Below are 23,184 nucleotides of genomic sequence, written 5' to 3' on the forward strand. Positions count from 1 at the left end.
CCTCCAGGGGGCACGGTCGCTCCAGGGGACGGAACCGTCCCCTGCCCCTCCATCGTGCACCTGCGGACGGTCCCGGGGCCACGCTCCGAGCGGACATCAGGGACATCTCCGGGTCGCGTCCTCCCCAGGTGCCGCCCCGGGCCGGACCGCCGCGGATTGGGGAGCGGCGCCCCGGGCTGGAAGACTGGCCGCATGAGCGACACCTCCTCCGACGCCACCACCCCCGCCGACGCCACCGCCCCGGCCCCCTCCCCCGGCACCGACGCCGGCTCCGGCGCCGCCCGCCCCGCCGTCGTGCTCGACGTCTGGTGCGAGCTGCAGTGCCCCGACTGCCGGGGCGCCCTCGCCGACCTGCGGGTCCTGCGGGAGCGCTACGGCGACCGGCTGGAGCTGCGGCTGCGGCACTTCCCGCTGGACAAGCACCGGCACGCCTTCGCCGCCGCGCAGGCCGCCGAGGAGGCCGCGGAGCAGGGCAGGGGCTGGGCCTACGTCGAGGCCGTGCTGGAGCGGGTGGAGGAGCTGGACCGTACGGGAGAACCCTTCCTGGTCCAGGTCGCCGGGGAACTCGGGCTGGACACGGAGGAGTTCGACACCGCCCTGATCGACGGCCGGCACATCCTGATCGTGGACGCCGACCAGGCCGAGGGCAAGGCCATCGGCGTGACCGGCACCCCGACGTACGTCATCGGCGGCGAACGCCTCGACGGCGGCACGAGCCAGGAAGGGCTGCGCGAGCGCGTCGAGGAGATCGCCGACCGGCTGCTGGCCGAGTCCTCCTGAGCGGGCGTCAGAGCAGGGACTTGGCCATCGAGTAGCCCACCGGTTCGTAGCCGAGCGACTCGTACAGCCGCTCGGCCGGGGTGTTGTCCGCGAACACGTTGAGCCCGATGACGTGCGCGCCGGCGGCGATCGCCTGGGCCTCGGCCAGCAGCATCAGGCTGCGGCCGTGGCCCCGGCCGCGGAAGGCGGGGTCCGCCTCCACGTCGTACACGAAGGCCCGGTCCCCCTCGACGTGCAGCCAGAGGGTGCCGACCCGGGTGCCCTCGTGTTCGAGGACGCTGATCAGCGTGTTCTCGGTGGCGGTGCCGTGCGGCAGCAGGCGCCGGTCGTCCGCCTCGGCCTTGGCCAGCGCCTCCCGCTCGGGCACCCCGCGGCTGATCCAGGTCTGCGCGTACTCGCGCAGGCCGTGCTCGCGCCAGGGTTCGTACTCGGCCTCGGTGAGCGGCCTGCCGCGGCTGCCGGCGGGCAGGTCGGGGGCCACCGTGCCGAGGGTCTTCTCCATGCCGCGGTTGCGGTGGACGTAGCCGAGCGTCGTCGCCAGCCGCAGGGCGACCGGTGCCGTCGCGGGGACCCGCACCTCGAGCATCCGGCAGCCCCAGCCGCGCGCCACCTCCTCGGCGGCGAGGGCGGCGACCGTGCCCCGGCCGCGACGGCGGTCGGGCTCGTCGATGCGCAGCTCGTCGATGCGGCCCACGCCCGGGCCGAAGTCGGGGTGGGTGGACAGGCGTATCTCGCCGACGGGACGGCTGTTCACACACACCTGGTAGTGGCGTGACACCGCCCCGTCGGCGGCTCGCTGGAGCGGCTCGGTGGGCCGCAGGGTCGTGGTCATCAGCTGATTTCTACCCCGTGCCCGCCCCACCGGTCAGCTGCATATCCGGGAGATCAGGGGTCGAGGTCGTCGCCCGCCCGCTCCTCGAAGACGCGCATGGCCTTGGCCGTCACCGGGCCCGGCGCGCCGGGCAGTTCGCGGTCGTCGACGCGGTGCACGGCCTGCACGTCGCGCAGGGTGGAGGTCAGGAAGACCTCGTCGGCGCTGCGCAGGACGTCCAGCGGCAGGTCGGTCTCCTGGGCGCCGGTCCACTCGATCGTCAGCGCGCGCGTGATGCCCGCCAGGCAGCCGGAGCGCAGCGGCGGGGTGTGGATCTCACCGTCGAGGACGACGAAGACGTTGGAGCCGGTGCCCTCGCAGAGCTGTCCGACGGTGTTGCCGAACAGCGCCTCGGTGGCGCCGTGCTCGTGCGCGCGGGCGAGCGCGACCACGTTCTCGGCGTACGAGGTGGTCTTCAGGCCCGTCACCGCGCCCCGTTCGTTGCGCGTCCAGGGGACGGTGACCGCGGCGGTGGTGTCGGCGCGGCGGGAGGTCCCGCCGAGGGCGACCACCAGGGTCGGGCCGTGCTCGCCCCGGTCGGAGCCGAGGGGTCCGTACCCGCCGGTGTAGGTGATGCGCAGCCGGCCCAGCGGCACCGGGTCGGCCTCCAGGACGGCGGCGCAGGCGCGGCGGACCTCGTCGAGGTCCGGGTCGGGCAGGCCCAGGCCCCGCGCGGAGCGGGTGAGCCGGTCCAGGTGCCGGGTGAGGGCGAACGGCCTGCCCTCCTGTGCCTTGACCGTCTCGAAGACGCCGTCGCCCACGGTCAGGCCGTGGTCGAAGACGGAGACGCGGGCGGAGTCGGTGTTCTGGAGCCCGCCGTCCAGCCAGATCTTCACGTGTGCAGTCCCTCTCCACTCACCTCGTACGCCCCCGACGCTACCGCGAGGAGCCTGGACGCCTTCAGCTCGGTCTCCCGCCACTCCCCCTCGGGGTCGGACCCCCAGGTGATGCCGGCGCCCGTGCCGAAGCGCAGCACCGCGGCGTCCGGCTCCGGCCGGTCGATCCAGAAGGTGCGGATGCCGACGGCCAGCTCGCCGGTCCCCCGGTCGGCGTCCACCCAGCCGATGCCGCCGCAGTACGGTCCGCGCGGTGCCGGCTCCAGCGCGTCGATGATCCGCAGGGCGCTGGACTTGGGCGCTCCGGTGACCGAGCCGGGCGGGAAGGCCGCGGCGAGCAGCTCGGGCCAGCCGGCGCCGTCGCGCAGCTCGCCGCGGACGGTGGAGACGAGGTGGACGAGGCCGGGGTGCTTCTCCACGGCGCACAGGTCCGGCACGGTGACGCTGCCGGTGGCGCAGACCCGGCCGATGTCGTTGCGGACCAGGTCGACGATCATCACGTTCTCGGCGTAGTCCTTGTCGAGCAGGTCCGCCTCGGTGCGGCCGGTGCCCTTGATCGGGCCGGACAGCACGGTGCGGCCGTCCCGGCGCAGGAAGAGCTCGGGGGAGGCGGTGGCGATCTCGACGCCGTGCCCGGGCAGCCGGATCGTGCCCGCGTACGGCGCCGGGTTGCCGCGGGCCAGCAGCGCGGTGAGCGCGTCGACGTCGGCGTCCGGGGCGACGGGGGCGGACAGCACCCGGCAGAGGTTGGCCTGGTAGACCTCGCCGGCCGCTATGTGCGCGCGGATGCGCCGCACGCCCTCCTGGTACGCGGCGCCGTCCAGCGAGGACGTCCAGTCGCCGGCCGACGGGCCCCGCCAGCGGCCCGGCACCGGTGCGGGCACGGGCGCGTGGCGCACGTCCGCGAAGCGCGCGCAGACCAGCCGGCCCTCGAAGTCGGCGCTGACGGCCCAGAAGCCGGCCGAGTCCAGCGCGGCGGGGTCGTCGGTGACGTCGAGGAGGCCGGTGGCGAGGCGGTCACCGAAGCGGGCGAGGGCGGGCAGGTCGAGCACGGTGTCGAGTCTATGAGGGGTGTGCGGCGGTCCGGTCGCGCGTCCCCGCGGTGACCCGGACGTGACCGTCAGGGGCCCTGAGCTGGTCGGCGGTGGAACGCAGGGCAGCACGCTGCGCAAACGCGTTTTTGTACTGGCCCGGGAATCCGCTAGAGTTCAACACGTCGCCGGGACGCGTGAGCGGACCGAACCGACAGGCGGACGTAGCTCAGTTGGTAGAGCGCAACCTTGCCAAGGTTGAGGTCGCGAGTTCGAGCCTCGTCGTCCGCTCGAAGGAAGAGGGGTCTTCCCGGGCCCCTGCACTCCTGGTGGAGTGGCCGAGAGGCGAGGCAACGGCCTGCAAAGCCGTCTACACGGGTTCAAATCCCGTCTCCACCTCCAAGGACGATTAGCTCAGCGGGAGAGCGCTTCCCTGACACGGAAGAGGTCACTGGTTCAATCCCAGTATCGTCCACTGGAGCCGTTCGGCTTCGACCCGCGCGATTAGCTCAGCGGGAGAGCGCTTCCCTGACACGGAAGAGGTCACTGGTTCAATCCCAGTATCGCGCACGCAGTGCCCTTGACCCGTGGGTCGAGGTCCCGAGGACGATTAGCTCAGCGGGAGAGCGCTTCCCTGACACGGAAGAGGTCACTGGTTCAATCCCAGTATCGTCCACACAGCGAACAGCCCCCGGTCCCGCGACCGGGGGCTTCGTCGTGTCCGGCTCAGCTGGAGAACAGCATGTGGCCGAAGCTCTTGTGGCGGTGGTGGCCGCCGTAGTGCCCTCCGTGGTGACCGCCGTGCTGCGGGGCGCCCCAGGCCGGGGCGGGCGGGGCCGGGTACGCCTGCGGGGCGGGCGGGGCCGGCGGCGCGGCCGGCGACCACTGGGACTCCAGGCGGGTCAGCGCCTCCAGCTCGCCGTAGTCCAGGAAGATTCCCCGGCAGTTGCTGCACTGCTCGATCTGGACTCCGTTGCGGTTGTACGTGTGCATCGCCGCATGGCACTTCGGACACTGCATGGTCTGCTCAACTCCTCGCGGGTCGGTCCTGCTTCGCGTTCCGCCAGGACAGACTCTGCCCCGCCGCGGTCGGTTGCACCCTACGTCGGCGGATTCGGTGCCGGGGACGCGGGGAGCCCGCCCATCCGGGCGCAGGCGTCCACCAGGGCCTGTTCGACCTCGTCCAGCGGGCGGTCCTCGGCGGCGGCCTTGGTGACGGAGCGGGCGGCGGTCTGCACGGTCAGGGCGCGGGCCGGGACGTCCAGGGCGGGCCAGGGGTCGCCGTCCGGGGGGACGGCCGGGCCGCCGGCGGAGCGGTACGCGCCGAGGAACCGCGCCCATTCCTCGGGCGGGAGCAGTCCGCAGGCGTACCAGGCGGCCGGGCGGGCGAGGTCCCAGGCGGGCACGCCGGTGCCGAGGTCGTCGACGTCGATGAGGTGCCACGGGCCGTCGGGGGCGGGGTGGCGGACCAGCTGGCCGAGGTGGAGGTCGCCGTGGCACAGGACGCCGGCGGGCATGGGGGCCTCGGCGCGGGCCCAGGGGTCGAGTCCGGCCCAGGCGGCGAGGACCGGGGCGGTGGCCGGGTGCCCGGGGCCCACGGTCCGGCGGAGCCGGCGCACGGCTGCGGCGGCCTTGGCCGGGCCGCGCATCGGGGGCAGGCCGGGCGGGGCGGGGGTGCGGTGCAGCCGGGCGAGCAGGGTGCCGGCGGCCTCCCAGGGGGCGGCGTCCGGGTCGTCGGGGTCCACGGGGGCGCCGTAGGGCCAGAGCGTGTGCGGGCGGGGCCGGCCGTCCGGTGCCGTGGTGACCGGGGGCAGGAGGACGCCGGGCAGGCGCGCCGCGACCCGGAGCCGGGCGGCCAGGGCCTCGGGATCGGTGCCGGCGGCGTGCGCCTTGCCGACGAGGGAGCCGTGCCGGACGACGGTGGCGTCCGGACGGTCGGCGAGCACGCCCGTCTCGCAGACGCAGCCGGACAGGTCCCGGCCGGGGTGAGCTGCCTGCCGCACACGTGCGGCGAGGCTCGGGGACGGCGACATGGGGGCGAGCGTACGGCGTGGGGCGGGTCGACGGCGGCGGTGTCCGGGCGGGGCGCGGTGGGCGGGCGACTCGGTGAGGGAAGGCCAAGGCTGTGGGTGGCCGCCGGGGGTAGCGGCGGGTGGCGCGCCCAGGTGCAGGAGGGCCAAGGACGTGGGCGGCGGGTGGGGCCGGCCCGGTGCGGGAGGGTGGAGGGCGTGCGCGGCTGCCGGGAATGGCCGGGGGCAGGACGCCCCGGCGCGGGAGGACGGAGGGCATACGCGGCTGTCGGAAACGGCCGTGGGCAGGACGCCCCGGGCGCGGGAGGGCGGAGGGCATGCAGGGCACCGGAGATCACGGCAGGCAGGGGGCCCGGTGCGAGAGGGCGTTGGGCATGCGCGGAGCCGGAGATTGCGGCGGGCAGGGTCTCGGTGCGGGAAGGCCCAAGACGGGCGCGGTCGCCAGGGGGGCCAGGTGAGGGATCCGTGCCGTCGTCCGGGAAAAGCAATGCCGGCGCAGCTCCCCAGCTGCGCCGGCATTTTGCCGTCCGCCGCACCCCCGTCCCCACGGGGTTTCATGGGTGGATGTCCCCGCCCGGACCGCTCTTCCGGGCCTGGGGTCGCCGCTCAGCGCCCCAGCATCACGCCCACGGACGACGCCTGTGTGGCCACCGTCTCCCAGCCGTCGAAGACGAGGAGGAGCAGGGCCGCCAGGGGAAGGGCCATCAGGGTCGCCACCAGTGGGTGGCGACGGCCTTGGCGGCGGGGGCGGGAGCCGGCGTGCGCCGTGCGTCCTGCGTCGCGGAACAGCGTCCGCGGTGCCGTCTGGGCCATGGTCCCTCTCCTGACCGTGTCGGTTGTCGTCTGCAGCGGCGGGTGTCTGACCTCGGGGGACGAGTGCTGCACCCGCCGCTTGACCTCAAATCTAGGCGTGCGGCGTCCGGCGGACGTCATGCCCTCGTACCGATTGCCGGGCCTCCCGGAGGATGAGCCACCCCCGGCGGTGTACTCCCCTGGGTGGAGACCGGGTCCTACGTCTCGGGGTCTTCCCGGAGGGGGTGCCCGGTCCGGCCCGATATCTCCGAACCGTCCTCGCGCGGGACCGGCTGTTCGACCAGGGCCAGGACCCGGTTCGCCATGAACCGGGCCGTCCTGACGACCACCCCGGTACGGGTGACTTCGCTCACTTCGACCACCCCCCTGCGCACCGCCGTCTCCACCCGGCGGCCCGCCCTGCTGGCCACCACCTCGTACGTGCGCGTCGTGTCCCCGGCGTCCACGACGATTTCCACTCGGTCACCCTTCATGGGCCCAATCCCCCTTCTGTGACTAGTGGTTGAGGTCGGGGGCAGGCCGAATGCGCCCTGTTCGCCCGCCTTCTGACCACCCCTCAAGTGTCCCACCCGGCACTGACAATCCGTCGGGACGAGAGGGCGCGGCCTCTGCGCGCGAGCGGCCGTGGAAACGTAAGCTGTGCCACGTCAGACGGACCGGGCAGCGGGGATGAACATGGCGATGATGCGCCTGAGGCGCGAGGACCCGCGCGTCGTCGGCTCGTTCAGGCTTCACCGACGGCTCGGCGCGGGCGGGATGGGCGTCGTCTACCTGGGCTCCGACAAGAAGGGACAGCGGGTCGCCCTGAAGGTGATCCGGCCCGATCTCGCGGAGGACCAGGAGTTCCGGTCGCGGTTCGCGCGCGAGGTGTCGGCCGCGCGGCGGATCCGCGGCGGGTGCACCGCCCGGCTGGTCGCGGCCGACCTGGACGCCGAGCGCCCCTGGTTCGCCACCCAGTACGTGCCCGGCCCCTCCCTGCACGACAAGGTCGCCGACGAGGGTCCGATCGGGGCCGCCGAGGTCGCCGCCATCGGTGCCGCCCTGTCGGAGGGGCTGGTCGCGGTGCACGAGGCCGGTGTCGTCCACCGGGACCTCAAGCCGTCCAACATCCTGCTGTCCCCGAAGGGGCCGCGGATCATCGACTTCGGCATCGCCTGGGCCACCGGTGCCTCGACGCTCACGCACGTGGGGACCGCCGTGGGCTCCCCCGGCTTCCTCGCCCCGGAGCAGGTGCGCGGGGCCGCGGTCACCCCGGCCACGGACGTGTTCTCCCTCGGTGCCACGCTCGCCTACGCCGCGATGGCCGACTCGCCCTTCGGGCACGGCAGTTCCGAGGTGATGCTGTACCGGGTGGTGCACGAGGAGCCGCAGCTGCACGGCGTGCCCGACGCCCTCGCGCCGCTGGTGCGGGCCTGCCTGGCGAAGGACCCCGAGGAGCGGCCCAGCACCCTGGACCTCTCGCTGCGGCTGAAGGAGATCGCGGCGCGCGAGGCGCAGGGGGCGGGCGACGTGCGTCCGCCGGTGCCGCGCGCGCTGGAGGCCGAGCGGCCGACCGGGCGGTTGTCGGAACCGACGTATCCGCAGCGGGTCCAGCGCCCGCAGGGCGGCGGTGCCGGCACACCGTCCCGCGGCGGGGCACCCGCCTCGCGGGGCGGGAGCGCCCCCCGCAACGGCGCCGGGCCGCGCGGCGGGACCGGCGCGCGGGGCGCCGTCCCGGGGTCGCGCTCCGGTACGCCGCGGCCCGCCCAGGCCGCCCGCTCCACCCCGGCCGGACGTGGCACGCCGACCGGCGGGCGCACCAGCCCGTCCGGCGGGCGCGGCACGCCGACCGGGCGTGGCACCCGGCCCGGTACCGGCGGCCGGCCCGGTCCCCGCAACGGCGCCGGCCGTCCGGGGCCCCGGCCCACCGGGACCGGGCGGCGGCCGGCCAATCCGCGGCTGCTGCGGCAGCGGCTGTTCGTCTTCGTGGTCGTGACGCTGCTGGTCGCCCTCGGCATCGGCATCGTCCAGGGCTGCCAGGGCCCGGCCCGCGGCCTGGGCGACGACCACCACGGCGTCGTACGGCAGGCCGTCGTGCGGCAGGATGCGGCACGGCACGGTGCGGCACGGCAGGACGCCGTACGGCAGGTTCCCGCGGCGCGGGGCGTGTCCGGGGACGGCGGTCAGGCCGTCGGGCGGCCCGTCGCCACGGCGTAGAAGGCGACCGCGGCCGCGGCGCCGACGTTGAGGGAGTCGACGCCGTGCGCCATGGGGATGCGGACCCATGCGTCCGCGGCGGCCAGGGCCCGGGCGGACAGGCCGTCGCCCTCCGCGCCCAGCATCAGCGCGACGCGGTCCATCCGGTGCGGGGCCGCCTCGTCCAGGGAGACGGCCTTCTCGTCCGGGGTGAGGGCGAGCAGCGTGAAGCCCTCCTCGCGGAGCGGGCCGAGCCCCTTGGGCCAGGTGTCGAGCCGGGCGTACGGCACGGAGAAGACGGCGCCCATCGACACCTTCACGCTGCGCCGGTACAGCGGGTCGGCGCAGTCCGGGGAGAGCAGCACCGCGTCCATGCCGAGGGCGGCCGCCGAGCGGAAGATCGCCCCGATGTTGGTGTGGTCGTTGACGGACTCCATGACGACGACCCGGCGGGCGGGGCGCAGGAGTTCGGTGGCCGTGGGCAGGGGCTTGCGCTGCATCGAGGCGAGGGCGCCGCGGTGCACGTGGTAGCCGGTGACCCGCTCGGCGAGCTCGGGGGTGACCACGTAGACGGGCGCCGGCAGTTCGTCGACGACGTCGCGCATGACGTCGACCCACTTGGCGGACAGGAGCATCGAGCGCATCGCGTAGCCCGCGTCCTTGGCCCGCCGGATGACCTTCTCGCCCTCCGCGATGAACAGGCCCTCGGCCGGCTCGCGCCTGCGGCGCAGCTCGACGTCGGTCAGTCCGGTGTAGTCGCGCAGGCGCGGGTCGTCGGGGTCCTCGACGGTGATGAGTTCGGCCACGGGGTGATACTGCCTCGTCCTGGGTGGGGTGCCAAACGGCTGGGAACGACCACGCCGCCCGTGGTCACGCGCCTGACGCGGGGGTCCGGGAACCGACGGCGACGACCTCGCCGACGACGATCACGGCCGGCGGCTTCACGTCCTCGGCGACGACCGTCTCGGCGACCGTGGCGAGGGTGGCGTCCACGCGCCGCTGGGCGGCCGTGGTGCCCTCCTGGACCAGGGCGACCGGGGTGTCCGGCGACTTGCCGTGCGCCACGAGCGTCTCGGCGATCCGGCCGATCTTGTCGACGCCCATGAGGACCACCAGGGTGCCGGTGAGCTTCGCCAGCGCCGGCCAGTCGACCAGCGAGCGCTCGTCGTCGGGGGCCACGTGCCCGCTGACCACGGTGAACTCGTGGGCGACGCCGCGGTGGGTGACGGGGATGCCGGCCGCGCCCGGCACCGAGATGGAGCTGGAGATGCCGGGGACCACGGTGCACGGGATGCCGGCCTCGGCGAGCGCCTGCAGCTCCTCCATGCCCCGGCCGAAGACGTACGGGTCACCGCCCTTGAGCCGGACCACGGACCTGCCCTGCCGGGCGTGCTCGATCAGGGCGTTGTTGATGGCCTCCTGGGCCATGTACCGGCCGTAGGGGATCTTGGCCGCGTCGATCACCTCGACGTGCGGCGGGAGTTCGGCGAGCAGGTCGCGCGGGCCCAGCCGGTCGGCGATGACGACGTCCGCCTCGGCGAGCAGCCGGCGGCCGCGCACGGTGATCAGGTCCGGGTCGCCGGGGCCGCCGCCGACCAGGGCGACGCCGGGGGTGCGGGTGCGGTGGTGCGGGGCGACGAGCGTGCCGTCGCGCAGCCCCTCCACGACCGCGTCACGGATGGCGGCGGTGTGCCGCGGGTCGCGGCCGCGCGCGTTCGTGGTCAGGACGGCGACCGTGACGCCCTCGCTGTGGCCCGTCGCCGGGGTCCAGGCGGTGGCCGCGTCGGCGTCGTCGGAGCGCACGCACCAGACGCGGTGCCGCTCGGCCTCGGCGGAGGCGGCGGCGTTGGCGTCGGGGTCGCTGGTGGCGATCAGGGCGTACCAGGCGTCGGCGAGGTCGCCCGAGGTGTAGGCGCGCCGCTCCCAGGTGATCTCGCCCGCGTCCGCCATGGCCTCGACGGACGGGGTCGCCTCCGGTGACACCAGCAGGACGTCCGCGCCCGCCGCGATCAGGGCGGGCAGCCGGCGCTGGGCGACCTGACCGCCGCCGAGGACGACCACGCGACGGCCGGTGAGACGGAGACCTACGGGGTAGGCGGGGTGTTCGGCCATGGGGTACGGCTCCTCGTCCGGGCGGCTTGCGGGGTCCTGGGCGACTGCCGGGGCCCCGGGCGACTGCGAAGGTCCTGGGCGACGGTACGGGGACGCCGGGGGTCCCCGCGAGGTCGGGAAGGGCGCTGCGGCGGTGGAGCGGCCCTGACGTGCGGATTTTAGCCGTCCGCGCGGCGTACGGCGGGGCCGGGGGGCACGCGGGAGCGCGTACCCCGCCGACCCCGGCGCGGTGCGGTGCTACTTCTCGGTGACGCCCGCCGAGTCGAAGGTGGCCACCTCGTGCATCGCCCGGGCCGTGCTCTGCACCAGCGGCAGGGCGAGCAGGGCGCCGGTGCCCTCGCCGAGGCGGAGGTCCAGGTCGACCAGGGGGCGCAGGCCCAGCTTGTTGAGCGCGGCCACGTGGCCGGGCTCGGCGCTGCGGTGGCCCGCGATGCAGGCCGCCAGCACCTCGGGGGCGATCGCGCGGGCCACCAGGGCGGCGGCACCGGCGCTGACGCCGTCCAGGATGACCGGCGTGCGCAGGGAAGCGCCGCCGAGCAGGAGGCCGACGATCGCCGCGTGCTCGAAGCCACCGACGGCCGCGAGGACGCCGATCGGGTCGGCCGGGTCCGGCTGGTGGAACTCCAGGGCGCGGCGCACGACCTCGGTCTTGCGGGCCAGGGTCTCGTCGTTGATGCCGGTGCCGCGGCCCGTCACCTCGGCCGGGTCGGCGCCGGTGAACACGGAGATCAGCGCGGCCGACGCGGTGGTGTTGGCAATGCCCATCTCCCCGGTGAGCAGCGCCTTGTTGCCGGCCGCCACCAGGTCGCGGGCGGTCTCGATGCCCACCTCGATGGCCTGCTTGGCCTCCTCGCGGGTCATCGCGGGGCCGGTGGTCATGTCGGACGTGCCGGCCCGGACCTTGCGGGGCAGCAGGCCGGGGGTGGCCGGCAGGTCGGACGCGACACCCACGTCGACCACGCAGACCTCGGCGCCCACCTGGCCGGCGAAGGCGTTGCAGACCGCTCCCCCGCCGAGGAAGTTGGCCACCATCTGGGCGGTCACCTCCTGCGGCCAGGGGGTGACGCCCTGGGCGTGCACCCCGTGGTCGCCCGCGAAGATCGCGACGGCCGCGGGCTCCGGGATGGGCGGCGGGCACTGCCGGGACAGGCCCGACAGCTGCGCGGAGATGATCTCCAGCATGCCGAGCGCGCCGGCCGGCTTGGTCATGCGCTTCTGCCGCTCCCACGCCTCGCCGAGCGCCTTGGCGTCCAGCGGGCGGATGCCGGCGACCGTCTCGGCGAGCAGGTCGTGCGGGTCCTCGCCGGGCAGCGCCCGCCGCCCGTACGTCTCCTCGTGCACGACCCAGGACAGCGGGCGGCGCTTGGCCCAGCCGGCCTGCATCAGCTCGGGCTCGTCCGGGAACTCGTCGACGTACCCGACGCACAGGTAGGCCACGACCTCCAGGTGCTCGGGGAGCCCCAGCGCGCGGACCATCTCGCGCTCGTCGAAGAAGCTGACCCAGCCGACGCCCAGGCCCTCGGCGCGGGCGGCGAGCCAGAGGTTCTCGACCGCGAGGGCCGAGGAGTACGGCGCCATCTGCGGCTGGGTGTGCCGGCCCAGGGTGTGGCGGCCGCCGCGGGTCGGGTCGGCGGTGACCACGATGTTCACCGGCGTCTCGAGGATGGCCTCGATCTTCAGTTCCTTGAACTGCTTCGCCCGGCCCTTGGGCAGCGACCTCGCGTACGCGTCGCGCTGGCGCATCGCCAGTTCGTGCATCGCGCGGCGGGTCTCGGCGGACCGGATGACGACGAAGTCCCAGGGCTGGGAGTGACCGACGGACGGCGCGGTGTGCGCGGCCTCCAGGACGCGCAGCAGCACCTCGTGCGGGATGGGGTCGCTGCGGAAGCCGTTGCGGATGTCCCGGCGCTCACGCATGACCTTCAGGACGGCCTCGCGCTCGGCGTCGTCGTACCCGGGCGCGGCGGGACCGGTGGGCCGGGCCGCCTCCTGCGTCGCCGCGCTGTCCTCCTCGTCCTGCTCGGCGGCCCTGGTGTCCAGGTCCTCGGCGCTCTGGGCGACCTCGGGGTCGGGCTCGTGGGCGGGGGCGGGGGCGACCGGGGCGGGGTCCGCGGCGCGGGGGGCGGGGACGGCGACGGGGGCTGCGGGGGCGGCCGGGGTGACTGCCGCGACTGCCAGGGGCTGGTCGGCGGGCGGGGTCGCGAGGTCCGGTGCGGCGGGGGGCTGCGGGGCTTCCGGCGCCTGGGGCGTCTGGGGCACCTGGGGCAGGTCCGACAGCTCCGGGAGCTCCTGCGGGTGCACGGCGGGGGCGGCGGGCGCGGCGGGGTGCGGTGCTGCCTCGGCCGGGGTGGCGTCGGCGACCGGTGCGGCTTCGGCAACCGGTACCGCGTCGGCGGCCGGTGCGGCTTCGGCCGGCAGGACGAGGGAGTGCGGCGGGGTAGGGACGCCGGGCACCGCGCCGTCGGCCGGCGCGAACTGGCCCGGGGCCTGCTCGCCCTGCACCTGCGGGCCCGCCACGGGAGCACCGGGCGCGCTCTGCGCCCGGGCTGCGGGGTCGAGGTGCACGGGGCCTCCCAGGGGGGCGGGGACGGCCGGTGTGTCCGGAGTGGAGGGCGCGACGTCCGCGGCCAGGGGTGCGGCGTCCGGGGTGTGGTCCGTGGCCTCGCCCTGCGGCTGCGGCTGCGGCTCGGGGTGGGGCTGAACCTGGGGCTCGGTTGCCGTGGTCGACGGCTGCGCGAGCTGGTCGGGGTCGGGAGTGGTGCCGGCCTCGTGCGTCGGCGGCTGAGCATCGGCGACAGGGTCTGCGACGGCGGGCTCAGCGTGCGGGGCGACGGGGACGGCCGCAGGGGCCGGAGCCTCCTCGGCGACCGTCGGCTCGCTGGCGACGGCAACCGCGGCCGGGACCTCCGCGAGGGCGTGGGCTTCCTCGGTGACTTCCTCGGTGACCGCCGGGGCGACCGTCTGGACCGGCGCCGCTTCGACGGCCTCGGGGAACTGCGCGGGCGCCTCGGCCTCCTGGAGCTCGGGAAGAGCCTGCGGCTCCGGGGTCTGGACGACGAGGGGTGCGGCCGGTACGGCCACCGCCACCGCCTCCTGAGCCGGGGCCGGGGGCACGGCGGGGACCGCGTCGTCGCCGGGCACCGGCGCGGACAGCGCGGCCGTGTCGGCGGTCGCCGGGACCACCGCCTCAGGGGCGGCAACCGCCTGCTGGACGGCGACGGGCTCGGCAGCCTGATCGCCAGGCTCGGCGGGCTCGACGGCCTCGGGGCTGTCGGCCTCCGTCGGCGCGGCCTCGACGGCCTCCGCCGCAGGCGTCTGCACCGGCTCCGGCGCGCCGGTCACCGGCGTCTCCGGCGTCTCCGGCGTCTCCGGCTCGACAGCGTCCTCCGGAGCGGCGACCGCCTGCTCCGCAGGCACACCGGCAACGGCGTCCTCGGCGGGAGCCTGGTCCGCGCCCTCGGGCACCCCGGCAGCGCCACCTGCGACCGCCTCGGTCACGGTCACCGGCACGTCCGCGGGCGCGCCCGCGTCAGCCGTACCCGGGTTCTCCGGAGCGGCGGCGACGGCCTCCGCCACGGCCTGCGCCGCGGGAGTCTCCTCCTCGGCCGGCTGGGGGGCCGTGGCGGCGATGGCCTCCGTGGCCAGGCGGGCGACGACGGCCTGGGCCGCGCCCACCGGCTCCGGGTGCTGCGCGGCGGCGACCGGGCCAACCGTTTCGGCGGGGATGCCGGCCGGAGCCGGGGCGCCCCACGGCGCGGCGCCCTGCGGGGGCAGGTCACCGGTGGGCTGGGCGTCGAGGTACTCGGGGCCGGTCGCGGGCGGCCCGGGGTGGCGCACCGGCGCGCCCGCGGGGCCGCGGTCGGCGAGCGAGCGGACCGGGCTGGCGGAGGCGTCGGGGATCGGCGGGCCCAGGTGCAGCGGCCGACGCGGAGTGATCGGCGGGATCGGGGTGGTCGGCGCGGTGGGCACCGGGCGGCGCACGGCGGTCAGGTCGACGGCGCCGCTGTCCCGGCCGGACAGTTCGTGCGGGCCTGGCTCGTGGACGCCGGGCTCGGCGGGGCCGGGCTCGTGCAGGGCCTCCAGGACCGGTTCCGGCGCGGGCGGCGGCACCTCGTTGCCCCAGGCTCCGCCGGAGCCGGGCAGCAGCAGGTCCTCGTCGGCGGCGGTGGTCTCGGAGAGGTAGGGGTACGCACCGGGCTCGACAACGCCCGGCTGCTCCACCGTGCCTGCGCTCTCCGGCAGCCCCTCGCCCGGGATCTGGCCGGTGTCGGTCATGCGTACCCCTCGCCCATCGGTTAGTGCTCCTACGACCAGCTCACCCGGAACGGCGCACCGACCGCCCCGTAGTGAAGAACGAGCGTCCGTGCCCAGCGGCACGAACGACCCGCCCGAAAAAGACGACAAAGCCATTCAGTGGCATTGTCGCGGTCGTCCGGCCGTCGCGACAGCATGATCCGCGACGCTCCGCTGTGGACTGCGCCACGTTGCGCGTCCTCCGGTCACGCCGTACCACACGCACCCCAAAACGGATGGGTTTTCCGGACATTGACCGACGAGGTGCCGGGTGCCCGAAAGCGGTACGACGATCGGCCACCCTACCGCGCGCGGTACGACAAGAGGATCACGGGGCGCGATCCGGCAGAACCCCGCTGAGCAGGAACGCGACGCTCCGCTCGGTCTCCGTCCAGGCACGGGTGTCGAGTTCGACGGACTGGATGAGGGCGCACTCGACGCGGTAGCCGTGTTCGGTCAGGTCGCGGCCGACGAGTTCGGCGGCGTCACGGGTCATGGCGTGGGTGACGATGCGCTGGGGGCGGCGGTCGGCGACCGCGGAGACGACGGCCGCGCCGCCGCCGGCGATCCGGACGACGTCCGGTTCGGGCAGGTTCTCCAGGACGTGCGGGGCGGTGCCGTGGACGACGTGGAGCTGGACGCCGTGGCGGCGGGCGGCGGCCTCGGTGCGGGCGCACGCCTCGGCGTCCCGGTCGACGGCGAGCACGGCGGCGCCGGCCCGCGCGGCCTCGGTGGCGAACGCGCCGCTCGCGCAGCCGATGTCCCAGACCAGGTCGCCGATCCGGGGCCCGAGGCGGGCGAGTTGGGCGGCGCGCAGCAACTCCGCCTCGCCCTCGCCGAGTCCGCCGCCGTAGGCCTCGGCCGGCAGGGTCCAGCCGCGCGGCCCTGACGCCGCCGGGTCGCGCCCGGCGATCCAGTCGCCGTCGTCCCCGGGGGTGACCGGGCCGCCGATGACGATGACGACGTTGGGGTCGCGCCAGATGTGGTCGGCGGCCTTGTCGGAGGTGACGACGCTGACCTGCTCGCGGTCGGTGCCGAGTTCCTCGCAGACCACGAAGGTGCGGTGGACGCCCTCCAGCAGCAGCCCGAGTTCGGCGGGGCCGGCGCCGGGTGAGGTGAGGACGGCGACCTTGGCGTGGGCGCGGCACACGTTCACCGCGCGGCGCAGGGTGCGGCGGTGGGCGACGACCACCTGGGCGTCGTCCCAGGGCATCCCGGCGCGGGCGAAGGCGGCGGCCACCGAGGACACGGCGGGCACGACCTCGACCTCGAGGCCGAACTCCGGTGCGCGCAGGGTGCGTACGACGCCGAAGAAGCCGGGGTCGCCGTCGGCGAACACCACCGCGGTGCCGCGGTGGCCGGCGATGCGGCGGGCGGCGAGGGCGGTGCTGCCGAGGCGGACGCGTTCGGCGGCGGGCGGTACCTCGGGCAGCGCCAGGTGGTGGGCGGCGCCGGCCACCAGCGTGGCGGCGCCCAGTGCGGAACGTGCCGCGGCGGTCAGCGGTGAGCCGTCCCAGCCGATCACCGTGACGCGGTCGGCCATGGTCGTCAGTCTCCCGGGGATGTGCGCAGGCTGCGGGCTCCGTGAGGGTACCTGGTCGCGCGGTCCGGGGCGCGACGGCGGTCCCGGGTCGGAGGGGCCGCGGGGTGGCGGTCGATGCCGGTCGTCCGGTTCGGGCCGGTCGGCGCTGGTCGCCCACGTCCGGTCGGTCGGTTCCGGTCGGTCAGGTCCGGTCGGTTCCGGTCGGTCAGTTCCAGTCGTCGTACGACGGGTAGCCGTCGCCGTCGGTGAGCCGGTCGGCGACGCCCTCGAGGTCCTCGGGGAGCAGGCTCCAGACGATGAGGTCGGTGCGGACGTCCGTCCAGGCGCCGCCGTCGTCCTTGGCGCGCGCTATCCAGGCGCCGCGCAGGACGCCCTCGCTGATGCAGCCGATCTTCTGGGCGACCTGCTGGGAGGCGGTGTTGTCGGCGGCGGTGCGCAGTTCCAGGCGCTCGAACTTCTGGTCGTGGAACAGCCACTGGGCGGTGGCGAGGACGGCTTCGCTGGCGTAGCCCTCGCCGCGGGCCCAGGGGGCGACGACGTAGCCCATCTCGGCGGAGCGCACGCGCCAGTCGGCGTGGCGCAGGTGGACGGTGCCGACCAGGCGCTGGGTGAGGAACTCGGTGACGGCGAAGACGATGCCGCGGCCGGCGGTGCGTTCGGCGGGGGCGGCCTCGGTGACCCAGGCGCGGGCGTCGGCCCGGGTGTAGGGGTGGGGCACGGAGGTCCAGGCGACGACGGATTCGTCGTTCATCATCTCGGCGAGGGCGTCGACGTCGGAGTCCTCGAAGGGGCGCAGGACCAACCGCTCCGTGCTGATGGAGACGTTGGGAAAGGTGCCAGTCATGCGCCGCTCCGTAACCTTCGGAAGAACCGTCAGGGCCTGCTGAACTGCCCAGCATGCAGCATGAAAGCACCTGACCGCACCACGGGGTCCACTGCCTTTTCCGCAGTGGACCCCGTGGTGGTGAGGGGTCAGAACGCCGGGACGACGGCGCCCTGGTACTTGTCCTCGATGAACTTCTTGACCTCGGGCGAGGTGAGGAGCTTGGCGAGCTTCTGCACGCGCGGGTCGTCCTCCTTGCCCTTCTTGACGGCGAGGAAGTTGCCGTAGGGGTTGTCCTTGGGGGACTCGGCGGCGATGGCGTCCTTGGCCGGGCTGAGGTCGGCCTCCAGGGCGTAGTTGCCGTTGATCACCGCGGCGTCGACGTCACCGAGGGAGCGCGGCAGCTGGGCGGCCTCCAGCTCCTTGAACTTCAGGCCCTTGGGGTTGGTGGTGACGTCCTTCGGGGTCGCGTCGTAGCCCACACCGGACTTCAGGCCGATGACGCCGTTGGCCGCGAGCAGCTTCAGCGCGCGGGCCTCGTTGGTGGTGTCGTTCGGCAGGGCGACGGTGGCGCCCTTCTTGAGGTCGTCGAGCTTCTTGACGCCCTTGGAGTAGACGCCGAGCGGCTCCAGGTGCACGGTCGCACCGGGCACGGCCACGATGTCGGTGCCGTTCTTCTTGTTGAAGTCGGTGAGGTAGGGCTGGTGCTGGAAGTAGTTGGCGTCCACCTCGCCCTGCTGGACGGCCGTGTTGGGCGTCACGTAGTCGGTGAACTCCTTGACCTCCAGCTTAAGTCCGGCCTTCTGCGCCAGGTGGTCCTTGACGTAGGTGAGGATCTCGCCCTGGGGGGTCGGGGTGGCGGCGACGGTGAGGGTGTCGCCGCCGTCGGCCTTGGAGTCGGAGTCGGAGCCCGAGCCGCAGGCGGAGAGCCCGAAGGTGAGGGCTCCGGCAGCGAGGACGGCGGTGGTGATCTTGGCGGTGTTACGCACGAAAAGTGCCTTTCCTGAAGGGTGGAGCGGCCCCGTCGTGGGTGGACGGGGAGTTCTGGGAGGGGGTCAGGCGGTCTCGCCGGCGGCCGCGTCGGCCTTGAGCAGACGGAGCCTGGGGGCGGGTCCGGACCGGCCGTCGCGACGGTGCAGCGAGCGGGCGGCGTAGTCGCCGGCGAACTGGATGAGGGAGATGACGACCGCGAGGATCGCCACCGTGATCCACATCAGCTGGGTCTCGAAGCGCTGGTAGCCGTAGCGGATGGCGATGTCGCCGAGGCCGCCGGCGCCGACCGTGCCCGCCATCGCGGAGTACCCGATGAGGGCGACGACCGTGGTGGTGGTGCTGGCGATCAGGGAGGGCAGGGACTCGGGGACGAGGACCTTGCGCACGATCGTCCAGGTGTTGCCGCCCATGGCCTGCACGGCCTCGACCAGTCCGCCGTCCACTTCGCGCACGGCGGTCTCGACGAGCCGCGCGAAGAACGGGACGGCGCCGATCGCGAGGGGCACGATGGCGGCCTCGCGCCCGATGGTCGTGCCGGTGATCCAGCGGGTGAAGCCCATGAGCGCGACCATCAGGATGATGAACGGCATCGAGCGGGCGATGTTCACGACCTGCCCGATCACCTTCTGCGCGACGACGTTCTGGAGCAGCCCGCCCCGGTCGGTCAGCACCAGGAGGATGCCCAGCGGCAGTCCGCCGGCGACGGCGATGAGGGTGGACCAGCCGACCATGTAGAGGGTGTCCCAACAGGCCTGGGACAGCAGGGGCTGCATCTCGTTCCAGGTCACTTGGCGCTCTCCTTCACCAGGGCGGTCTGCCGGGCGGCGGAGTCGACGACGTCGATCTGCAGACCCTTCTCGCGCAGGAAGCCGATCGGGACGACGTTGTCCTCGTAGCGGCCGGGCAGTTCGATGCGCATCCGGCCGATCTGCAGGCCGCCGACGGTGTCGATGGCGGCGCCGAGGATCGAGATGTCGATGTTGTAGGTGCGGGCGAGCTGGGAGACGACCGGCTGGGTGGTGTGCTCGCCGTGGAAGGTGACGTCGAGGACGGTGCGGTCGTCGCCGGTGGCCTCGCCGCCGACCGGGAAGAGCGCCGAGGCCAGCTGGGAGCCGGGGGTGGCGAGCAGTTCGCTGACGGTGCCGGACTCCACGATGCGCCCGTTCTCCATGAGGGCCGCGGAGTCGCAGACCGACTTCACGACGTCCATCTCGTGGGTGATGAGCAGGACGGTGAGGCCGAGCTGGCGGTTGAGGTCGCGCAGCAGCGCGAGGATCGAGCGGGTGGTCTCGGGGTCCAGGGCGCTGGTGGCCTCGTCGGAGAGCAGCACCTTGGGGTCGCCTGCGAGGGCGCGGGCGATGCCGACGCGCTGCTTCTGGCCGCCGGACAGCTGGGCGGGGTAGGCGCCGGCCTTGTCGGCGAGGCCGACCAGGTCGAGCAGTTCCAGCGCCTTGGCGGAGCGGGCCCTGCCGGAGGTGCCGAGGATCTCCAGCGGGAGTTCGACGTTGTCCTGCACGGTCCGCGAGGAGAGCAGGTTGAAGTGCTGGAAGACCATGCCGATGCGGCTGCGCGCCCGCCGCAGTTCCTTGCCGGCCCGCGGTCCGCGCCCGGCGAGGGCGGTGAGGTCCTGCCCGGCCACGGTGACGGTGCCGGAGGTGGGACGTTCGAGCAGGTTGACGCAGCGGATGAGGGAGGACTTGCCGGCGCCGGACTGGCCGATGACGCCGTAGACCTCTCCTTCGCGGACGTGCAGGTCGACGCCGTCGAGGGCGGTGACCTCGCGACCGCGCGAGCGGTAGACCTTGGTGAGGCCCGAGGTGGTGATCACGTGGGTTTCCGTCACTGTCGAGTGCGCGGCGCGTCGTGGGCGCCGGCACGGGGCATGCAGGGGCGAAGGCAGCCCGGCGCGGCACGTCCGCGCGCGAGGGCGCGGTGGGGCACGGGGAGCACGTGCGCGGGGGGCGGGCTCAGTCGCGTACGCGTGGCGTACGGCGGGACGTGAGCGGGCACTCGCTTCGGGGCGCGAGGCTCAGGTGGTGCAGGGGCCCTCTAGCAGGCACACATTCGGCGCGTGCGACACATACAACGAGCACCGGGCGTCATGGTCGCCTCGGTCGCAAGGGTGCGGCAGCTCGTCGTGGTCATGCGATCAGTAAAGCAGACGGACGGTCCTGACACGGCATGACTGTCCGCATTGCGGACGGCCGTGGACAGGTTCCGGGACGGCCGCGGACGACCCTCACCCGCGGACGGAGATCTCGATCCCGGCCGCCGTGACCTGCACCGACAGGGCCGACAGGTCGCTCACCACCAGGTCGGCGTCGAGTTCCTCGGCACGGTGGGTTGTGGCCAAGGCCACGGTGGTCATGCCGGCGGCGCGGCCGGCCGCGAGTCCGGCCGGGGCGTCCTCGAAGACCACGCAGCGGGCCGGGTCGACGCCGAGCTGGCGGGCGGCGAGCAGGTAGGGCTCGGGGTGGGGCTTGCCGTGGGTGACTTCGTCGGCGGTGACCAGGGTCTTGGGGCGGATGCCCACGGCGTCGAGGCGGGCGGCGGCCAGGCGGTGGGTGGCGGAGGTGACCACGGCCCAGCGGTCGGCGGGCAGGGCGTCGAGCAGGTCCCGGGTGCCGGGCAGCAGCTCCACTCCCCCGTCGGCCACGTCGTCCACCTCCAGCCGCTCGACGCGGGCGACGGCCTCGGCGACCCGGTCGGCGGGCAGCAGGTCGCCCACGATCTCCACGGCGGTGCGGCCGTGCAGGGCGATCCCGGCGAAGACCTCCGCGGTGACGCCGTACTCGCGTGCCCACTTGGTCCAGCAGCGCTCCACCGAGGCGAGGCTGGAGACGAGGGTGCCGTCGTTGTCGAACAGGAGGGCGTGCGCGTGGATCGTCATGACCTCGACCCTACGCCCAGTGGTCTAGACCCCATGGCGGTGGACCGGGGGCGGCCTCGGCGCGGCTCCCGCGCCGTAATAAGGTCGCCCCATGCTCGATGCCCTGACGCTGGTGACCGGTGTCGCCGCGCTGCTGCTCGCCGCGTGGTGCGGCTGGGCGGCCTACCGTGACCAGCCGACGAAGGACTGGCACTTCATCGGGATGGCCGTGGTCTCGGTGCTGGCGCTGGTGCAGCTGGTGATCGGGATCGTGCAGCTGGCGCGGGGCGAGAAGCCGGAGCAGGGCACGACGATCTTCGTGGCGTACCTGCTCGGCGCGTTCGCGTGCGTGCCCGCGGCGGGCTTCATGTCGCTGGGTGAGCGCACCCGCTGGGGCTCGGTGACCGCGGCCGCCGGCGGTGTGGTGCTGGCGGTGCTGGAGGTGCGGCTGTATGACATCTGGGGAGGCTGAGGTGGCGACGGGGGACGGGTCGGCCGGGAGGTCCAGGCGGTTGACCAGCGGACCGGGGACCCTGCTGGTCTGGCTGTACGGCGTGATGGTGGTGGGCGCGGTGTCGCGCTCCGCGTACCAGATCGCCACCGAGTTCGACCGGGCGCCGCTGGCGTACTCCCTGTCGGCGGTGGCGGGCGTGGTCTACGGATTCATCACCTACACGCTGGTGCGCGGGAGCGAGGGCGCCCGCCGGGCGGCGCAGGTGTGCTGCGCCGCCGAGCTGGCCGGGGTGCTGATCGTGGGGACCTGGACCCTGATCGAGCCGTCCGCGTTCCCCGACGCCACGGTGTGGTCCAAGTACGGGATGGGTTACGTCTTCATCCCGGTGCTGCTGCCGGTGTCCGCCCTGTACTGGCTGCGCAGGTCGCGCGACCCGGAGCGCACGCCGCAGGGCTGAGGGGCGGCCGTCCGTCACGCGGTGACCGCGTAGGTGCCGGCCTGCTTCTCCAGGACGATCATCGGCACGCCGTCCGTGCCCTGGGCCGTGCCCACCGTCTCGTAGCCGACGCGGCGGTACAGGCGCAGGTTGCCCTCGCTGCGGTGGCCGGCGTGGAGGCGGAACCGGGTCGCGCCGCGCTCCCCCTCCAGGGCCGCCTCGGCCGCGCGCAGCAGCCGCGCGCCGATGCCGTGGCCCTGCAGACGGGGGTGGACGCAGAGCTTGCCGATGGCGGCGGCGCCGTCCTCGGTGACCCGGCCGCGGACCGAGCCGACCACCTCGTCGCCGAGGCGGGCGACGTACACGCAGTCGGCGGCGAGTTCCTCGCGCACGGAGTCCAGGCTCTGCACGAGCGGGTCGATGCGGTAGTTGCCGTACAGCGCCGCCTCGCTCTGGAAGCACAGGTACTGGAGCTTGAAGATCTGCTCCGCGTCCTGCTCGGTCGCCACCGAGATGGTCACGCTCATGCCCATGTGCGCACGCCTCCCGCTCACCTGATCACCGGTTGTCCCCCACTCCTATCCCCGCCCCGTTCCCGCCGCAACCTCCGTGGCGAGCAATCTCCGCAGACATCCGAGACATCTGGAACGTTCCGGTCCGAGGGAGCCCTGTGAGATACCCAACTCCCCCGCGATCTCCCGGTAGGTCGGGTCCCGCGGCGACAACAGGGCCTCGACCAGCCGCGGGCAGCGGCCGGGGAGCCGGCCGACCGCCGCGCGCAGCGCGCGCCCCCGCGCGGCGGTCAGGGCGAGCTGCGCGGGGTCGCGCTCCGCGTCGTCGGCCGGGTCGCCGTCGTACGGGCGTTCCCGGCGGTGGGTACGGCGGGTGCGGCGGGACTCGGCGCGCACCGCCCTGCGCAGCCAGCCGTGGGGGTCGGCCGGGGGTCCGTCGGCCCGGAGGTGTTCCAGGAGCCGGAGCCAGACGGCCTGTTCCAGGTCCGCGGGTTCGGTGCCGGTGGCATGGGCCTCGGCCGACGCCTCGGCGGCGAGGAGAGGGCCGAGCCGGAGGAGCATGTCGTACTTCACGTGCGGCACGACGCGGCCGCCCGGGCGGTGGGTTGCCCGG

The 23,184-nt window shown here is 74.5% G+C and carries 22 protein-coding genes and 5 tRNA genes; 9 read left to right on the forward strand and 18 right to left on the reverse strand.

Going from position 1 to position 23,184, the window contains the following annotated elements:
- Positions 1-192 precede the first annotated feature (192 nt).
- Positions 193-780, forward strand: a complete 588-nt coding sequence (locus E4U91_RS06540; RefSeq protein WP_241678520.1) for a DsbA family protein — start codon at positions 193-195, stop codon at positions 778-780.
- A gap of 7 nt (positions 781-787) precedes the next feature.
- Here E4U91_RS06540 and E4U91_RS06545 read toward each other — a convergent pair whose 3' ends face one another.
- The 3 genes from E4U91_RS06545 to E4U91_RS06555 are packed head-to-tail and all read right to left on the reverse strand — an operon-like array spanning position 788 to position 3,539.
- Positions 788-1,612, reverse strand: a complete 825-nt coding sequence (locus E4U91_RS06545) for a GNAT family N-acetyltransferase (RefSeq protein ID WP_174867761.1) — start codon at positions 1,610-1,612, stop codon at positions 788-790.
- 53 nt (positions 1,613-1,665) lie between these two features.
- Positions 1,666-2,487 (reverse strand): aminotransferase class IV, encoded by an 822-nt coding sequence (locus E4U91_RS06550; protein WP_137305951.1) that lies wholly within the window; start codon positions 2,485-2,487, stop codon positions 1,666-1,668.
- Entirely contained in the window at positions 2,484-3,539 is a 1,056-nt protein-coding gene (locus E4U91_RS06555) for a chorismate-binding protein (RefSeq protein WP_137305952.1), read from the reverse strand. Before E4U91_RS06555 ends, E4U91_RS06550 begins: the two co-directional genes overlap by 4 nt.
- A gap of 197 nt (positions 3,540-3,736) precedes the next feature.
- On the opposite strand from E4U91_RS06555, the gene E4U91_RS06560 reads away from it, so the two are divergent.
- The 5 genes from E4U91_RS06560 (at position 3,737) to E4U91_RS06580 (ending at position 4,194) form a co-directional block, all read left to right on the forward strand.
- A tRNA-Gly gene (locus E4U91_RS06560) sits at positions 3,737-3,809 on the forward strand.
- Positions 3,810-3,846: 37 nt separating this feature from the next.
- Positions 3,847-3,920 (forward strand) — tRNA-Cys (locus E4U91_RS06565).
- A gap of 1 nt (position 3,921) precedes the next feature.
- Positions 3,922-3,993, forward strand: a tRNA-Val gene (locus E4U91_RS06570).
- Between the two features lie 23 nt (positions 3,994-4,016).
- Positions 4,017-4,088: transfer RNA gene (locus E4U91_RS06575), tRNA-Val, on the forward strand.
- A gap of 34 nt (positions 4,089-4,122) precedes the next feature.
- A tRNA-Val gene (locus E4U91_RS06580) sits at positions 4,123-4,194 on the forward strand.
- 50 nt (positions 4,195-4,244) lie between these two features.
- Here the strand turns inward: E4U91_RS06580 and E4U91_RS06585 are convergent.
- The 4 genes from E4U91_RS06585 to E4U91_RS06600 all read right to left on the reverse strand — a co-directional run bounded on the left by E4U91_RS06585 (position 4,245) and on the right by E4U91_RS06600 (position 6,834).
- Positions 4,245-4,538, reverse strand: a complete 294-nt coding sequence (locus E4U91_RS06585; RefSeq protein WP_079084145.1) for a TFIIB-type zinc ribbon-containing protein — start codon at positions 4,536-4,538, stop codon at positions 4,245-4,247.
- A gap of 80 nt (positions 4,539-4,618) precedes the next feature.
- The gene (locus tag E4U91_RS06590; protein ID WP_137305953.1) at positions 4,619-5,551 is read right to left on the reverse strand and encodes a phosphotransferase enzyme family protein; all 933 of its coding nucleotides are present in this window, start codon (positions 5,549-5,551) and stop codon (positions 4,619-4,621) included.
- Positions 5,552-6,154: 603 nt separating this feature from the next.
- Entirely contained in the window at positions 6,155-6,361 is a 207-nt protein-coding gene (locus tag E4U91_RS06595) for a hypothetical protein (RefSeq protein ID WP_137305954.1), read from the reverse strand.
- A 197-nt stretch (positions 6,362-6,558) separates the two neighbouring features.
- Complete coding sequence (locus E4U91_RS06600; protein WP_137305955.1) at positions 6,559-6,834, reverse strand: hypothetical protein; 276 nt, start codon at positions 6,832-6,834, stop codon at positions 6,559-6,561.
- 196 nt (positions 6,835-7,030) lie between these two features.
- On the opposite strand from E4U91_RS06600, the gene E4U91_RS06605 reads away from it, so the two are divergent.
- Complete coding sequence (locus E4U91_RS06605) at positions 7,031-8,557, forward strand: serine/threonine-protein kinase (protein WP_168218248.1); 1,527 nt, start codon at positions 7,031-7,033, stop codon at positions 8,555-8,557.
- Here the strand turns inward: E4U91_RS06605 and E4U91_RS06610 are convergent.
- The 9 genes from E4U91_RS06610 to E4U91_RS06650 all read right to left on the reverse strand — a co-directional run bounded on the left by E4U91_RS06610 (position 8,524) and on the right by E4U91_RS06650 (position 21,190).
- Entirely contained in the window at positions 8,524-9,342 is an 819-nt protein-coding gene (locus E4U91_RS06610; protein ID WP_137305957.1) for a TrmH family RNA methyltransferase, read from the reverse strand. The two genes, E4U91_RS06605 and E4U91_RS06610, sit on opposite strands and share 34 nt — an antisense overlap.
- Positions 9,343-9,406: 64 nt before the next feature.
- Entirely contained in the window at positions 9,407-10,648 is a 1,242-nt protein-coding gene (gene cobA / locus E4U91_RS06615; RefSeq protein WP_137305958.1) for a uroporphyrinogen-III C-methyltransferase, read from the reverse strand.
- A 237-nt stretch (positions 10,649-10,885) separates the two neighbouring features.
- A complete protein-coding gene (gene cobT, locus E4U91_RS06620) occupies positions 10,886-14,923 on the reverse strand; it encodes a nicotinate-nucleotide--dimethylbenzimidazole phosphoribosyltransferase (protein WP_137305959.1) in 4,038 nt (1,345 codons plus the stop codon).
- 346 nt (positions 14,924-15,269) lie between these two features.
- Entirely contained in the window at positions 15,270-16,484 is a 1,215-nt protein-coding gene (gene cbiE, locus E4U91_RS06625) for a precorrin-6y C5,15-methyltransferase (decarboxylating) subunit CbiE (protein ID WP_137305960.1), read from the reverse strand.
- A 205-nt stretch (positions 16,485-16,689) separates the two neighbouring features.
- Positions 16,690-17,328 (reverse strand): GNAT family N-acetyltransferase, encoded by a 639-nt coding sequence (locus E4U91_RS06630; protein WP_137305961.1) that lies wholly within the window; start codon positions 17,326-17,328, stop codon positions 16,690-16,692.
- A 128-nt stretch (positions 17,329-17,456) separates the two neighbouring features.
- Positions 17,457-18,296, reverse strand: a complete 840-nt coding sequence (locus E4U91_RS06635) for a MetQ/NlpA family ABC transporter substrate-binding protein (protein WP_137305962.1) — start codon at positions 18,294-18,296, stop codon at positions 17,457-17,459.
- A gap of 66 nt (positions 18,297-18,362) precedes the next feature.
- A complete protein-coding gene (locus E4U91_RS06640; RefSeq protein ID WP_137305963.1) occupies positions 18,363-19,088 on the reverse strand; it encodes a methionine ABC transporter permease in 726 nt (241 codons plus the stop codon).
- Positions 19,085-20,128, reverse strand: a complete 1,044-nt coding sequence (locus E4U91_RS06645) for a methionine ABC transporter ATP-binding protein (RefSeq protein ID WP_067235375.1) — start codon at positions 20,126-20,128, stop codon at positions 19,085-19,087. The genes E4U91_RS06640 and E4U91_RS06645 overlap by 4 nt, the downstream gene beginning before the upstream one ends.
- Before the next feature lie 411 nt (positions 20,129-20,539).
- Positions 20,540-21,190 carry an HAD-IA family hydrolase gene (locus tag E4U91_RS06650; RefSeq protein ID WP_137305964.1) on the reverse strand — a complete coding sequence of 217 codons (651 nt, stop codon included), beginning with the start codon at positions 21,188-21,190 and terminating at the stop codon, positions 20,540-20,542.
- Positions 21,191-21,281: 91 nt separating this feature from the next.
- Here E4U91_RS06650 and E4U91_RS06655 point away from each other — a divergent pair, with 91 nt between their 5' ends.
- Both E4U91_RS06655 and E4U91_RS06660 read left to right on the forward strand, forming a co-directional pair.
- Positions 21,282-21,641: a hypothetical protein gene (locus E4U91_RS06655; RefSeq protein ID WP_137305965.1), complete on the forward strand. Its 360-nt coding sequence runs from the start codon at positions 21,282-21,284 to the stop codon at positions 21,639-21,641.
- Positions 21,622-22,080, forward strand: a complete 459-nt coding sequence (locus tag E4U91_RS06660) for a hypothetical protein (RefSeq protein ID WP_137305966.1) — start codon at positions 21,622-21,624, stop codon at positions 22,078-22,080. Before E4U91_RS06655 ends, E4U91_RS06660 begins: the two co-directional genes overlap by 20 nt.
- A gap of 14 nt (positions 22,081-22,094) precedes the next feature.
- On the opposite strand, the gene E4U91_RS06665 is transcribed toward E4U91_RS06660, so the two are convergent.
- Both E4U91_RS06665 and E4U91_RS06670 read right to left on the reverse strand, forming a co-directional pair.
- On the reverse strand, positions 22,095-22,592 hold the full coding sequence (locus E4U91_RS06665; RefSeq protein ID WP_137305967.1) for a GNAT family N-acetyltransferase: 498 nt from the start codon (positions 22,590-22,592) through the stop codon (positions 22,095-22,097).
- Between the two features lie 45 nt (positions 22,593-22,637).
- Positions 22,638-23,132, reverse strand: coding sequence for an RNA polymerase sigma factor (locus tag E4U91_RS06670; RefSeq protein WP_422070932.1), 495 nt, complete (start codon positions 23,130-23,132; stop codon positions 22,638-22,640).
- Positions 23,133-23,184: the final 52 nt, after the last annotated feature.

It is taken from the genome of Streptomyces lasalocidi (genome assembly GCF_005280215.1).
Lineage (GTDB): Bacteria > Actinomycetota > Actinomycetes > Streptomycetales > Streptomycetaceae > Streptomyces > Streptomyces longwoodensis.